The sequence below is a fragment of the Bradyrhizobium sp. NBAIM14 genome, from assembly GCF_020193895.1.
In the GTDB taxonomy this organism is placed as follows: Bacteria; Pseudomonadota; Alphaproteobacteria; order Rhizobiales; family Xanthobacteraceae; genus Bradyrhizobium; species Bradyrhizobium yuanmingense.
Genome location: NZ_JADYVQ010000002.1, coordinates 253,786 through 267,674, shown reverse-complemented (window position 1 = coordinate 267,674; position 13,889 = coordinate 253,786). Strand labels below are relative to the sequence as shown.

The following is a 13,889-nucleotide window of genomic DNA, read 5'->3' as shown; positions in this document are numbered from 1 at the left end:
AGCGGCTCACGCCATGCTCAGCTCGTGGCGGCCCACCACCATCCAGTGCACCTCGTCCGGACCGTCGGCGAAGCGCAGGTGCCGCACGTCCTGATACATCTCGGCGAGCGGGGTCCAGTGCGAGATGCCGGTGGCGCCGTGCATCTGGATGGCCTGATCGATGATCTTGCAGGCGCGCTCGGGCACCATGGCCTTGACCATGGAGACCCAGACGCGGGCCTCCTTGTTGCCGAGCACGTCCATTGCCTTCGCCGCTTTCAGCACCATCAGCCGCATCGCCTCGATCTCGCAGCGCGCCTGCGCGATGATCTGCATGTTGCCGCCGAGATGGGCGATCTTCTTGCCAAAGGCCTCACGCGTGAGGCCACGCTGCACCATCAGGTCGAGCGCCTTCTCGGCCTTGCCGATGGTGCGCATGCAGTGATGGATACGGCCGGGGCCGAGGCGGAGCTGCGAGATCTCGAAGCCTCGGCCTTCGCCGAGCAGGATGTTCTCCTTCGGCACGCGCACATTGTTGAAGCGCATGTGCATGTGGCCGCGCGGGGCGTGGTCCTGGCCGAACACGTACATGGGACCGAGCACCTCGACGCCGGGCGTGTCGCGCGGCACCAGGATCTGCGACTGCTGCTTGCTCGGCGCCGCGTCCGGGTTGGTCTTCACCATCACGATGAGGATCTTGCAGCGGGGATCGCCGAGGCCCGAGATGTAGTACTTCTCGCCGTTGATCACCCATTCGTCGCCGACGAGCTTTGCGGTGGTCGAGATGTTCTTGGCGTCGGAGGAGGCGACGTTCGGCTCGGTCATGACATAGGCCGAACGGATCTCGCCGTTGAGCAGCGGCTTCAGCCATTTCTCCTTCTGCTCCTTGGTGCCGACCCGTTCCAGCACTTCCATGTTGCCGGTGTCGGGCGCCGAGCAGTTCATGGTCTCCGAGGCCAGCGGACTCTTGCCGAGCTCTGCCGCGATATAGGCGTAGTCGAGATTTTTCAGGCCCTGGCCGGTCTCGTCATCGGGCAGGAAGAAGTTCCAGAGGCCTTCCTGCTTGGCCTTGTTCTTGGCCTTCTCCAGCACCTCGAGCTGCTTCGGCGTAAAACTCCAGCGATCTTCCTTGCCCTCGCCGGCCTTGGCGAACTCGATCGACATCGGCTCGACGGTATCGCGGATGAACTTCTTGACGTGATCGTAAAGCGGCCGGACCTGGTCCGACATCCGCAAGTCGTTGAGCTCGTCGCCGGGATTGAGCGTGTAGTTGGTGGTGCGGGGAATGTAGGTGTGTTTTGTCATTGGTCCTCCCGGGATCGCTAGAACGTGTTGTGCGCAAGAATAGTCGCAGCGCCGGCAAAGTGCGAGGGCGCATTTTCACGCGTGAGGCCATGCCATGCGATGGAATATCGCAAGGCCGTTTGAAATGTTGTTTGAATGGGCGCGGCGCACTGGGCACGCCCGCGCCACGCTCTCCGCCGTCATCGCCCGCCTTGTGCGCACTTGCGCACTGGGGCGGGCGATCCAGTACTCCGAGACGGCAGTGATTGAACAGAGTAGCTGCGGCGTACTGGATTCCCCGCCTGCCGCCTACGCTAAAGCTTCGGCGCCCCTGGACCTCAACCCTGGCGAAGCCTTGGCGTAGCCGGGTCGCGGGGAATGACAGCAGTGGATGTGGCTAGTTCGCCATCCGATGCATCGCGCAGATTTTGTTGCCATCGAGATCGCGCAGGTAGGCCAGATAGAGCTTGCCGCCCGGGCCCTGGCGAATGCCGGGCGGATCCTCGATCGATTTTGCGCCGGCTGCAACGCCCGCCGCGTGCCACGCATCGACCTGTTCCGGCGAATTGGCGGCAAAGCCGATCGTGCCGCCGTTGGCGCAGGTCGCCGGCTCGCCGTTGATCGGCTTCGATACCGAGAACACTCCGGTCTTGGTGATGTAGAAGATGCGGTGGCCGTCGACCCTGGCCGGCCGCACCTCGAGCGTGCCGAGCAGTTGGTCGTAGAACGCCTTGGCCTTGTCCAGGTCGTTGGTACCGATCATGACGTGTGAAAACATTTGCCCGTTCCCTCAGTGTTGTAGCCCGGATGGAGCAGAGCGAAATCCGGGTCTTGCTTGCTTTTGGCCGTCCCGGATTCGCTGCGCTCCATCCGGGCTACGAGAATCAAAAAGCGGTATAGCCGCCGTCGATCACGAACGTATCCGCGGTGTGATACGACGACGCCTTGCTCATCAGATACACCGCGATGCCGCCGAAATCGGAGGCTTCGCCGAAGCGCCGCATCGGAATCCGCGGCATCACGTTGGCTACGAACTTGTCGTTCGCCATGAGCCCTGCGGTCATGTCGCTCTTGATCCAGCCCGGCAGGATCGCATTGGCGGTGACGCCGTGACGTGCCAGCTCGACGCCGAGCGCGCGCACCAGCGCGTTGATGGCGGCCTTGGTCGCGGCATAATGCTCGTTGCGCGCCGTGCCGAAGATCGAGGCGAGGCTCGAGGTCGCGACCAGCCGGCCAAAGGGATCGCCGGCATTGGCGCGATCCGTCATGTGCTTGGCGGCGGCCTGGAACGCGTGGAACACGCCGTCGAGATTGGTCGCGAACATCGTGCGCCATTCCTCCTCGGTGCGCTCGATGAAGGCGCGCCGGCCACCGCCGCCGATGCCCGCATTGGCGAAGCAGCCATCGACCCGGCCGAAGGTGTCGAGCGTCGCCTTCATCGCTGAAGCGACCGAGGCCGGATCGGTGACGTCGCAGACGCGGCTGTCGACCTTGCCGGACAGGCCCTCCATGCTCGCGGCAGCGGCCTTGTTCTTGTCAGCATTGCGGCCCCAGATCGAGACGTTGCAGCCCTGGCCCGCGAGCGCCTGCGCGATACCGAGCCCGATGCCGCCATTGCCACCGGTGATCACGGCCACGCGGCCGGAAAGGTCGAAGAGGTTCATGGCGCGTTTCCTGTTTTTTGACTGCGGCGCATCAGCCGCTGCGCACAAGATGCTTGCTATGCTCCGATCACCATGGACAAGACCGCGCCAAAAATCAAATATGCGCCCCGGCAAAACGAATTCCGGCCTGCGAAACTGGTGCGGGCCGCAACTGATGAGGAAACCATGCAGTTCAAACACGTCACGCTCGACTTCGATGGCTCGGTCGCGATCCTCAAGCTCGACCATCAGGAGGTGATGAACGCGGTCTCCGTCGACATGCTGGGCGGTCTTTCCGAGGCGCTCGATGCGATCGAGGAGAAGAAGGACGAGGTGCGCTGCGTGGTGCTGACCGGTGCGGGGCGGGCGTTCTGCACGGGCGCCAATCTGCAAGGCCGCAACAACCAGGCGAAGAAGACCAAGGCCGGCCTTACGCTGGAGACCGGCTTTCATCCCTTCCTGCGCCGCATCCGCAACCTGCACTGCCCGATCGTCACCGCGGTCAATGGCCCGGCCGCCGGCGCCGGCATGAGCTTCGCGCTGCTCGGCGACATGATCCTATGCGCGCGCTCGTCCTATTTCCTGCAGGCCTTCCGCCGCATCGGCCTCGTGCCGGATTGCGGCTCGACCTGGCTGTTGCCGCGCCTCGTCGGCCGCGCGCGCTCGATCGAATTGTCGTTGATGGGCGAGCGCCTGCCGGCCGAGAAGGCGCTGGAATGGGGCCTTGTCAACCGCGTCTATGATGACGGCGTCTTGATGGAGGAAGCGATGAAGCTGGCGCGCGATCTCGCCAGCGGGCCGACCGTGGCGCTGTCGCTGATCCGCAAGCTCTATTGGGACAGCCCGGAAAATTCCTTCGAGGATCAGCTCAATCTGGAATTCCAGTGCCAGCTCCGCGCCGGCGACACCGAGGATTTCCGCGAGGGCGTCGGCGCCTTCCTCGAGAAGCGGCCCGCGCAGTTCAAGGGCAAATGATCGAGGCGGCGCTTTCACGCAGCGTCCAGCGCTGGTGCAAAGGGGCGACCGGCGCGACCTGTGCGGCAAAGCTCTCCGGCGGCGCCAGCCAGGAAACCTGGCGCTTCGACATCTCCCATCCCGACGGGCCGATCGGCGCGATCCTGCGGCGCTCACCAAAGGGCTATGGCGCCGCGCCGACCCGCGCGGCCGGTCTTGCCGCGGAAGCGCAGTTGATGCAGCTCGCCTATGAGGCCGGCGTGCCGTCGCCCCGCGTCCTGCATGTGCTGGTGCCGGAGGACGATCTCGGCACCGGCTTCATCATGCAGCGGGTCGAGGGCGAGACCATTGCGCGCAAGATTCTTCGCGATGAGGAGTTTGCTGCGGCGCGACCCATTCTGGCGCGGCAGATCGGCGGCATTCTCGCCGGCCTGCACAAGCTGCCGCTGGACAGACTGCCCGAGCTGCGCAGCCGCGGCGCAACCCAGGAGATCGCCGAGTTCGAGCGCGACTATCGCAGCCTGAACTGGCCCAAGCCGGTATTCGAGCTGGCGCTGCGCTGGCTGCGCGATCACGATCCCGGTCCCGCGGCCGAGACCACGCTGGTGCACGGCGATTTCCGCAACGGCAATCTCATCATCGGCGCCGAGGGCGTTCGCGCGGTGCTGGACTGGGAGCTCGCCCATCTCGGCGATCCCATGGAGGACCTCGGCTGGGTATGCGTGAACTCCTGGCGCTTCGGCGAGATCGACAAGCCCGTCGGCGGCTTTGGCGCGCGCGAGGAACTGTTCGCGGGCTACGAGGCCGCGGGCCGCAAGGTCGATCCCGCGCGCGTCAAGTTCTGGGAGGTGATGGGCACGCTGCGCTGGGGCATCATGTGCGGCGGCATGATGCAGCGCTTTCGCGAGGGGCCCGACCATTCCATGGAGCGCGCCATGATCGGCCGCCGCGCCAGCGAGACCGAGATCGATCTGTTGCGGCTTTTGGCGCCGCGCGGGAGCTGACACATGCAGGACGAGCCGACCCCGATCGAGCTGACCAAGGCAGTCGCCGATTTCCTCCGCAGCGACATCACGCCGCTGATCTCCGGCCACCAAGCCTTCAAGCTGCGCGTCGCCATCAACATCCTCGACCTCGTCACGCGGCAGCTGACGCGGGAGGAGGGAAGCGATGCGAAGGAGGTGGAGCGCCTGCGCGCGCTGCTCGGCCTGGATGGCTCAATCGCCGAACTCAACCGCGTGCTCGCCGAGCGCATCGCCAGGGGAGAAGTCGATCTCGCGACCCCCGGTCTCGCCGAGCATCTCTGGGCGACCACGATGGACAAGCTCGCGGTGGATCAGCCGAACTACGCGTCCTACAAGCGCGAGCTGGGGCGGGGCGGATAGCTCTCTCCCCGTCATTGTGAGGAGCCCTTGCGACGAAGCAATCCAGACTGTCTCTGCTGGGCAGCCTGGATTGCTTCGCTACGCTCGCAATGACAGTGTTGAGAGAGGGGGCGCTCCTCTCTCCGCCGTCATTCCGGGGCGTCGCGAAGCGACGAACCCGGAATCCATTCATCCGCACGTTCTGTCGCTCAATTGGTTCCGGGCTCGCGCCTGTCGGCGCGCTCCGCAATGACGAGTGGGGAGACCCGTTTCCTACTTTCCCACCCATTTCGGCGGCCGCTTCTCGGAAAACGCCTTCGGGCCCTCGATATAATCCTGCGAGGCGACCATCGCCTGCACGGCCGGATAGTCCCGTTGCTCCGCGATCGCCTGCTCCAGCGACACGCCAAGCCCCTTCTGAATCGCCTGCTTCGAGGCCCGGATCGACATCGGCGAATTCTTGGCGATCATCTCGGCCCAGCGCAGCGCGGCCGCGAGCGCCTCGCCCTGCGGCACCACCTCGTTGACGAAACCGAGCTCGAGCCCTTCCTTGGCGCTGACATGGCGCGCGGTGAGGATCATGCCCATGGCGCGCTTCAGCCCGATCTGGCGCGGCAGCCGGTGCAAGCCGCCGGCGAGCGCGGCAAGGCCGACGCGCGGCTCGGGCAGGGCGAAGGTCGCGTTCTCCGCGGCGATGATGAGGTCGCAGGCGAGCGCGATCTCGAAGCCGCCGCCCATGGCAACGCCGTTCACCGCGGCGATGATCGGCTTGTCGCAGTCGAAGCGTGAGGTGAGGCCGGCGAAGCCGCCCTTGTCCCAGCCGCGTTTTCCCCCCGCTGCCTGCCACTTCAGATCGTTGCCGGCGCAGAACGCCTTATCGCCGCTGCCCGTGACGATCGCGATCCACTGCTCGGGATCGGCGGAGAAATCGTCAAACACCTTCTGAAGCTCGAAGTGCGCATCGGTGTGCAGCGCGTTGTAGACCTCGGGCCGCGACAGCGTCACGATCGTGATCGGCCCCTTGCGTTCCACCTTTGAGAATTTCAGCTCCATCGCGCGCTCCCGGATTTTCTTTCGAAGGAATATTGGCCCCATACTACCGTGCGGGTGCGCCAGAGCACCATCGAATTGCGCGGGCGCGCCTTGCGCTCCTCACATCTCGGCTTGCTTGACTTGCACGCGCTCTTCTCACCTTAATCGCACCAAGCAAGAATGCGCCCAGCGCCTTAACGCAAAACGATAAAATCAATCCGGGAGAGAACCTGTGGATTTCTCATTGCCTGCCGATCTCGTCGCCTATCTCGGAGAACTCGACCGTTTCATCGAACGCGAGATCAAGCCGCTGGAACGGGCCGACGACAACATCCGCTTCTTCGACCATCGCCGCGAATGGGCGCGCACCGATTTCGACAATGGCGGCCTGCCGCGTCACGAATGGGAGGCGCTGCTGCGCAAGGCCAAGGATCTTGCGGATGCCGCCGGGCATTTGCGCTTTCCTGTGCCGAAGCAATATGGCGGCAAGGACGGCTCCAACCTCTGGATGGCCGTGATCCGCGAGCATTTTGCCGCAAAGGGCCTCGGCCTGCATAACGACCTCCAGAACGAGCATTCCATCGTCGGCAACTTCCCCGTCGTCACCATGCTCGACCGCTACGGCCGCGACGACCAGAAGGCGATGATCGACGGCTCCATTAAGGGCAAGTACCGCATCACCTTTGGCCTGACCGAGCCGCATCACGGTTCGGATGCCACCCACATGGAGACGCGCGCGGTGGCAGCCACCCGCGACAACGTCAAGGGCTGGATCATCAACGGCGAGAAGATGTGGACGACCGGCATGCACGTCGCCACGCACTGCGCGCTGTTCGCGCGCACCAGCGGCAACGATGGCGACGCCCGCGGCATCACCTGCTTCCTGGTGCCGGCGAAGACCCATGGTGTGAAGGTCGAGGAGTACATGTGGACCTTCAACATGCCGACCGACCATCCGCGCGTCAGCTTCACCGACGTCTTCGTGCCGGAGGATGCGCTGTTCGGCGAGGTCGGCCGCGGCCTGTCGCTGGCGCAATGCTTCGTGCACCAGAACCGCATTCGCCAGGCGGCAAGCTCGCTCGGCGCCGCGGTCTACTGCATCAACGAGAGTGTGAAATACGCGCGTGAGCGCAAACCGTTCGGCAAGGCGCTGGCCGAGAACCAGGCGATCCAGTTCCCGCTGGTCGAGCTTGCGACCCAAGCCGAGATGCTGCGCCTCTTGATCCGCAAGACCGCCTGGGAGATGGACCAGCTCAATGAGGAGCAAATCGAGCGCACCCTGTCCGACCGGGTCTCGATGTGCAATTATTGGGCAAACCGCCTCTGCTGCGAGGCCGCCGACCGCGCCATGCAGGTCCATGGCGGCATGGGCTATTCACGCCACAAGCCGTTCGAGCACATCTATCGCCACCATCGCCGTTATCGGATCACCGAAGGCAGCGAGGAGATCCAGATGCGGAAAGTGGCGGGATTCCTGTTCGGGTATATGGGGCCGGGGAAGCATTAGACGCTCGCACTGCTATCGTAGGGTGGGTTAGCGCTGCGATTGCGCGAAGCGCGATCGCAGGGCGTAACCCACCAGCGCCATCCGCGTGGATTGCAAAGAGGTGGGTTACGCCTACGGCTAACCCACCCTACGGCACCGCGGATCAATTCACCCGCCGATCCTTCCCCGCCCAATACGGCTCGCGCAGCTGCCGCCGCAGGATCTTGCCAGACGGATTCCGCGGCAGCGCAGGCAGGAATTCCACGCTCTTCGGCGTCTTGTAGCCGGCGATGCGCGTCCGGGTGAAGTTGATGATCTCGGTGGCAGTCGCCTGCTTGCCCGGCTTCATCACCACGATCGCCTTCACGGCTTCGCCCCATTTGTCGTCAGGCACGCCGATCACGGCGGCTTCCGCGACATCGGGGTGGTCGCACAGAGCGCTCTCGACCTCGGCCGGATAGATGTTCTCGCCGCCGGAGATGATCATGTCCTTGATGCGGTCATGGATGTAGAGATAGCCGTCCTCGTCCATGTAGCCGGCATCGCCGGTGCGCAGCCAGCCGTCGCTGCGCAGCGTGGATGCGGTCGCCTCCGGCAGGTTCCAGTAGCCGGCCATGTTGGAGCCCGAGCGCGTTGCGATTTCGCCGACCTGCCGCGGCGGCAGCGGCTTGCCGTCCGGATCCAGGATCGCGATCTCGACGCCCGGCAGCGCCTTGCCGGCCGAGCGCATCCGCTCCAGCCCCTCGACGTGATCCTCCGGCGGCAGCGCGACGATGGTGCCGGTGGTCTCGGTCATGCCGTAGAGCTGCACGAAGCCGCATTTGAAGACCTCGATGCATTCCTTCAGCAGCGCTGCGGGAATCGGCGAGGCGCCGTACAGCATGTATTTCAGCCGCGAGAAGTCGACCGTCCTGGCGCGTGGCTGCCGCACCACGAACTGCATCGCCGCCGGCACCATGAACAGTTTTGTGATGCCCGACTGCTCGAAGAAATCCAAAACCTTGGTCGGGTCGAACTCGCGCGCGATCACGCCGCGGGCGCCGTGATAGAGCCCCATGACGCCCCACCCCGAACCGCCGATGTGAAAGATCGGCATCGCCACCAGCGAGACATCGTCGGTCGACCACCGGTTCCACTCCGGCTTGTCCTCGGCATTGCCGGATTGCACCAGGTTGAGGAAGTTGGCATGCGACAACATCGCGCCCTTCGGCTTGCCCGTCGTGCCCGACGTGTAGAGCTGGATCGCGATGTCCGTGGTTTCGATCGGCACCTTCGGATCATCGCCGCTCTGCGCATCGCGCCATGCCGTAAAATCCGGCCATTTCGGCGCGCCGCCCTCGGTGGTGATGACGGTGCGCACGCTTGGTATCTGCTCCCTGATCTGGCGCACTTGAGTGATGAACTCCGGCCCGGCGAACAGCACCGGCGCCTTGCAATCTGAGACGATGAAGGCGACCTCGGGCCCTGCTAGCCGCCAGTTCACCGGCGCCATCACGACGCCTGTCTTCATCGCCCCCATCAGGAGCTCGAAATAGATGTCGCTGTTTTTGCCGAGATAGGCGATGCGGTCGCCCTTCTTCACGCCCATTGCGAGGAGCGCGTTCGCGACCTTGTTGGTCTTGATGTCGAACTCGGCGAAGCTCGTGGTGCGGCCCTCGAATTCATAGGCGATGGCGCTGCCGCGGCTCTTCGCACGCTCGCGCACCATGTCGGCGAGGTTCGCCAGTTTCTGTGTGGACATGTTTCTCCCGCAGGCGTTTGTTTTTATGCCCGGGAGTGTGGCGTCATCCGCCGGTGAAGACAAGATGGGCTCCGCTGTCGTCCCGGACAAGCGCGCCTCAAGCGCGCGCAGATCCGGACCCATAGCGACAGGAAGTTGTTTGGCGAAGACATGCAGTTACCTGTCTCGCGCCACGACTGCTCCCTGTGGTTATGGGTCCCCGCCCCCGTGCGCTTTGCGCACTAGGCGGGGACGACGACTGGGGGCGTGGTGAAAACGTCAGCCCCTTACATGTCCGCGCATTTGCAATGCGCCGTCATCCCCGCTTCGCGCGGTCCTTCTCGTTCTGCGCCATGATGCTCTCGCGCGCGGTCTTCCAGTCGTCGTCGCTCCAGTCGCGGAGCTGGTAGAAGTTGCCGCCCATGGCGAGCGCCTGGGCGCCGTCCATGGCGATGGTCTCGCCGTTGATCCAGTCGCAGCCGCCGGAGATCAGGAACACGGCCACGTTCTGCAGTTCCTCCATGGTGCCGACCCGGCCCATCGGGTTCATCGCCTTGGTGCGCGCGCCGGCTTCGTCACCGGGCTTGATGCGCTTGCTCATGCCCTCGGTCGGGATCTCGCCCGGGGCGATGGTGTTGAGGCGGATGCCGTGTCGTCCCCATTCGGTGGCAAGCGACATCGTCATGGCGTGGATCGCCGACTTGCTCATCGCCGAGGGCACCACGTAAGGCGAGCCGTTGCGCACCCAGGTTGTGGTGATCGAGACGACGTTGCCGGGCTGCTTCAAGGCGATCCAGCGCTTGCCGACCGCATGTGTCACGTAGAACGTGCCGTGCATGACGATGTTGGCGACCGCATCGAAGCCGCGCGGCGAGAGCTCCTCGGTCCGCGAGATGAAATTGCCGGCCGCATTGTTAATGAGATCGGTGAGGGGGCCATCGCGGAAGATGCTCTCGATCATCTCCTCGACCGCAAGCGCGTTGCGGATGTCGACGCCATGGCTGGTGACGCGGCCGCCGTAGAGATCCATCAGCTCGGTTGCGGTCTCGTCGCACACGATCTTGCGCCGACCGCAAATGTGCACCTCGGCGCCGAGTTGGAGAAAGCGCGCCGCCATCGATTTGCCGAGACCGGTGCCGCCGCCGGTCACGAGAATGCGCCGGCCGGCCAGAAGATTTTCCTTGAACATGGCTGTTTCCTCTGCCGCGATTGTCAGTTAATTGGTCGATTGACTAAATCCGGCCGCCGGCGTCCTGTAAAGCGGCACTGAACAAGAACAGGCAAGAACTAGGGGAGAATTCGTCCATGGACGACCGCGTCTCGATCTCGATCTCGGAAGGCGTCGCCGATGTGCGCCTGGTGCGCGCCGACAAAATGAACGCGCTGGATCAGCCCATGTTCGAGGCCCTCGTCGCCGCAACCGACCGGCTGTCGAAGGAGAAGGGCGTGCGCGCCGTCGTGCTCTCGGGCGAAGGCCGTGCCTTCTGCGCCGGATTGGACATGGGGCGTTTTGCCGCCATGAAGGAGAAGGGCGGCAACGGAATTCCGGGTGGCGAAAATCGCGATCTCACGGTGCGGACCTATGGCAAGGCCAACTTCGCGCAACAGGCGGTGTGGGGCTGGCGTCAGCTTCCGATGCCCGTGATCGCGGCCGTGCATGGCGTCGCCTTCGGCGGCGGCTTCCAGCTCTCGCTCGGCGCCGACATGCGCTTTCTCAGCTCGGATGCGCGCATGTCGATCATGGAGATCAAATGGGGCCTCGTCCCCGACATGGCTGGCACGCCGATCCTGGCCTCGCTGGTGCGCGATGACATCCTGCGCGATCTCACCTACACCGGGCGGATCTTCTCGGCGCAGGAGGCGCTGGCTTACGGCCTTGCCACGCGCATCTGCGACGATCCGCGCGCTGCGGCGCTTGATGTCGCGCGCGAGATCGCAGGGAAAAGCCCCGATGCGATCCGCGCGGCCAAGCGGATGCTGAACAATCTCTCGGTCGATCCGGGCCCGGCGCTGCTCGCCGAATCCGTCGAGCAGCAGAAGCTGATCGGCAGCCCCAACCAGACCGAGGCCGTGCGCGCCAATCTGGAAAAGCGCGCGCCGAATTTTGCGGATTAGCTTTGGGTCATTCCGGGATGCGCCGTAGGCGCAGGCCCGGAATCCATCGAGCCGCATCGTTCGCTGTGAAATGGATTCCGGGTTCGATGCTGCGCATCGACCCGGAATGACGGCACAAACAACAACAAAGAAAAACAACAATGAGCCAAACGTCCCCCTTCCTCGGCATCGTCTCCGGCGAGCGCCGCCGCTCTCACGGCGAGGTCACTGAGCGCGCCGACCGCATCGCCTCCGGCCTCGCCAAGATCGGCGTCCGCCAAGGCGATTGCGTCTGCATGCTGATGCGCAACGACATCGCCTTCCTGGAAGCCGCCTACGCCGCGATGCGGCTGGGCGCCTATGGCGTGCCGATCAACTGGCACTTCAAACCGGAGGAGATCACCTACATCCTGAAGGATTCCGGCGCCGCCGTGCTGATCGCTCATGCCGACATGCTGCACGGTTTGCGCGATGCGATTCCTGAGGGAGTCACCGTGCTCAGCGTGCCGACGCCGCCGGAAATCCGCTCCAACTACAAGATCGATCCCGATCATCTGAAGACGCCGGACTTCGCGATCGATTTCGAAGCCTGGCTCGCGCAACACCCGCCCTATGACGGCCCGATCGTGCCGCAGCCCATGAACATGATCTACACGTCGGGCACGACAGGCCATCCCAAGGGCGTCCGCCGCAACGCGCCGACGCCGGAGCAGCAGGCTGCCGGTGAGCGCATGCGTGCGATGATCTATGGGCTCAAGCCCGGCGCCCGCGCATTGCTGCCGGGGCCGCTCTATCATTCCGCGCCGAACTCGTTCGGCATCCGCGCCGGCAAGCTCGGCGGGGTGCTGGTGCTGATGCCGCGCTTCGAGGCGGAGGAATTCCTGCAGGCGATCGAGCACTACAAGATCGACACCATCTTCATGGTGCCGACCATGTTCATCCGCCTGATGAAGCTGCCCGAGGAGGTGCGCAGGACGTACGACGTCTCCTCGCTCCGCCACGTCATCCACGCCGCCGCGCCGTGCCCGGCCGACGTCAAGCGCGCCATGATCGAATGGTGGGGGCCGGTGATCTACGAGTTCTACGGCTCGACCGAATCCAGCGCCGTGACCTTCGCGACGTCGGAGGACGCGCTGAAGAAGCCCGGCACCGTCGGCAGGATCTCGCCCGGCGCCGAGCTGCGCTTCATCGGCGACGACGGACGCGTACTCGGCGTCGGCGAGATCGGCGAGATCTATTCGCGCATGGCCGAGATGGCCGATTTCACCTATCACAACAAGCCGGAGAAGCGCGCCGAGATCGACCGCGACGGCTTCATCACCTCCGGCGACGTCGGCTATATCGATGAAGACGGCTACGTCTTCATCTGCGACCGCAAGCGCGACATGGTGATATCAGGCGGCGTCAACATCTACCCGGCCGAGATCGAATCCGTGCTGCATGCGGTGCCCGGCGTGCATGATTGCGCCGTGTTCGGCATCCCCGACGCCGAGTTCGGCGAGGCGCTGATGGCGGTGGTGGAGCCGCAACCCGGGGTCACGCTCGCTGCTTCCGATGTCCGCGCCGCGCTGAAGGCGCATCTGGCCGACTACAAGGTGCCCAAGCACATCGAGATCCGCACCGGCCTGCCGCGCGAAGATTCCGGAAAAATCTTCAAGCGCCGCCTGCGCGATCCCTATTGGGAGCAGGCGGGCCGGAAGATCTAGCTACTTCGTAGCCCGGATGGAGCGAAGCGTAATCCGGGATCTCTCGCCGTGGAAAGATCATCCCGGATTACGCTTCGCTCCATCCGGGCTACGCCCCGCGCGCTGGAAGCGTCCTGGCACGAACAAATTCCGAGCCTATATGAATGGGATCATCCACCTCCGGATCATCCCATGGCCCCCGTTTCCATCCTTCTCAACATCCTCTGGATCCTCATCGGCGGCGCCTGGATGGCGTTCGGCTGGCTGATCGCGGCCGTTGTCATGGCGATCACCATCATCGGCCTGCCCTGGGCGCGGGCGGCGTTCAACATCGCCGTCTACACGCTGCTGCCGTTCGGCTCCCGGGCGGTCAACCGCTACGATGTCACCGGCGTCGAGGATATCGGCACCGGCCCGCTCGGGGTGATCGGCAATATCATCTGGTTCGTGCTCGCCGGCTGGTGGCTCGCACTCGGTCACCTCCTGACCGCGCTCGTCCTCGCCGTCACCATCATCGGTATCCCGTTCGCCTGGGCTCATCTGAAGCTCGCCGGCATCGCGCTCTGGCCGATCGGCAAGGTGATCGTGCCGGCTTAGGACGTTGCCTCAACATCGGCGCTCGGCGGCAGAGCGGAGCCGTGTGGCGCC

The 13,889-nt window shown here is 64.6% G+C and carries 13 protein-coding genes; 7 read left to right on the top strand and 6 right to left on the bottom strand.

From position 1 onward, the window contains the following. Nucleotides 1-6 precede the first annotated feature (6 nt). The 3 genes from I6F28_RS06945 to I6F28_RS06935 form a co-directional block, all read right to left on the bottom strand. On the bottom strand, nt 7-1,284 hold the full coding sequence (locus tag I6F28_RS06945; protein ID WP_036023003.1) for an acyl-CoA dehydrogenase family protein: 1,278 nt from the start codon (nt 1,282-1,284) through the stop codon (nt 7-9). Between the two features lie 376 nt (nt 1,285-1,660). Continuing rightward, complete coding sequence (locus tag I6F28_RS06940; RefSeq protein ID WP_036023004.1) at nt 1,661-2,041, bottom strand: VOC family protein; 381 nt, start codon at nt 2,039-2,041, stop codon at nt 1,661-1,663. Nucleotides 2,042-2,147: 106 nt separating this feature from the next. Beyond that, on the bottom strand, nt 2,148-2,927 hold the full coding sequence (locus I6F28_RS06935) for an SDR family NAD(P)-dependent oxidoreductase (protein WP_036044683.1): 780 nt from the start codon (nt 2,925-2,927) through the stop codon (nt 2,148-2,150). Between the two features lie 165 nt (nt 2,928-3,092). On the opposite strand from I6F28_RS06935, the gene I6F28_RS06930 reads away from it, so the two are divergent. From I6F28_RS06930 to I6F28_RS06920, 3 genes are read left to right on the top strand one after another with little or no spacing between them, the layout of a single operon-like run. Then, nucleotides 3,093-3,881 carry an enoyl-CoA hydratase/isomerase gene (locus I6F28_RS06930; RefSeq protein WP_036044702.1) on the top strand — a complete coding sequence of 263 codons (789 nt, stop codon included), beginning with the start codon at nt 3,093-3,095 and terminating at the stop codon, nt 3,879-3,881. Next, the gene (locus I6F28_RS06925; RefSeq protein ID WP_225139544.1) at nt 3,878-4,864 is read left to right on the top strand and encodes a phosphotransferase family protein; all 987 of its coding nucleotides are present in this window, start codon (nt 3,878-3,880) and stop codon (nt 4,862-4,864) included. The genes I6F28_RS06930 and I6F28_RS06925 overlap by 4 nt, the downstream gene beginning before the upstream one ends. A gap of 3 nt (nt 4,865-4,867) precedes the next feature. Further along, nucleotides 4,868-5,245, top strand: coding sequence for a DUF6285 domain-containing protein (locus I6F28_RS06920; RefSeq protein WP_036023007.1), 378 nt, complete (start codon nt 4,868-4,870; stop codon nt 5,243-5,245). A 252-nt stretch (nt 5,246-5,497) separates the two neighbouring features. On the opposite strand, the gene I6F28_RS06915 is transcribed toward I6F28_RS06920, so the two are convergent. Then, on the bottom strand, nt 5,498-6,277 hold the full coding sequence (locus tag I6F28_RS06915; RefSeq protein WP_036016254.1) for an enoyl-CoA hydratase-related protein: 780 nt from the start codon (nt 6,275-6,277) through the stop codon (nt 5,498-5,500). Between the two features lie 211 nt (nt 6,278-6,488). Here I6F28_RS06915 and I6F28_RS06910 point away from each other — a divergent pair, with 211 nt between their 5' ends. Next, a complete protein-coding gene (locus I6F28_RS06910; protein ID WP_225139543.1) occupies nt 6,489-7,763 on the top strand; it encodes an acyl-CoA dehydrogenase family protein in 1,275 nt (424 codons plus the stop codon). A 142-nt stretch (nt 7,764-7,905) separates the two neighbouring features. On the opposite strand, the gene I6F28_RS06905 is transcribed toward I6F28_RS06910, so the two are convergent. Together I6F28_RS06905 and I6F28_RS06900 are read right to left on the bottom strand one after the other, a co-directional pair. Next, nucleotides 7,906-9,483 (bottom strand): fatty acid--CoA ligase, encoded by a 1,578-nt coding sequence (locus I6F28_RS06905; RefSeq protein ID WP_225139542.1) that lies wholly within the window; start codon nt 9,481-9,483, stop codon nt 7,906-7,908. 295 nt (nt 9,484-9,778) lie between these two features. Then, entirely contained in the window at nt 9,779-10,651 is an 873-nt protein-coding gene (locus I6F28_RS06900) for an SDR family oxidoreductase (protein ID WP_109144463.1), read from the bottom strand. A gap of 116 nt (nt 10,652-10,767) precedes the next feature. Between I6F28_RS06900 and I6F28_RS06895 the strand changes: the two genes are divergently transcribed. The 3 genes from I6F28_RS06895 (at nt 10,768) to I6F28_RS06885 (ending at nt 13,838) form a co-directional block, all read left to right on the top strand. Then, nucleotides 10,768-11,577 (top strand): crotonase/enoyl-CoA hydratase family protein, encoded by an 810-nt coding sequence (locus tag I6F28_RS06895; RefSeq protein WP_225127324.1) that lies wholly within the window; start codon nt 10,768-10,770, stop codon nt 11,575-11,577. Nucleotides 11,578-11,717: 140 nt separating this feature from the next. After that, nucleotides 11,718-13,262 (top strand): acyl-CoA synthetase, encoded by a 1,545-nt coding sequence (locus I6F28_RS06890; protein ID WP_225139541.1) that lies wholly within the window; start codon nt 11,718-11,720, stop codon nt 13,260-13,262. 171 nt (nt 13,263-13,433) lie between these two features. Beyond that, nucleotides 13,434-13,838, top strand: a complete 405-nt coding sequence (locus tag I6F28_RS06885) for a YccF domain-containing protein (RefSeq protein ID WP_036023017.1) — start codon at nt 13,434-13,436, stop codon at nt 13,836-13,838. Nucleotides 13,839-13,889 lie beyond the last annotated feature (51 nt).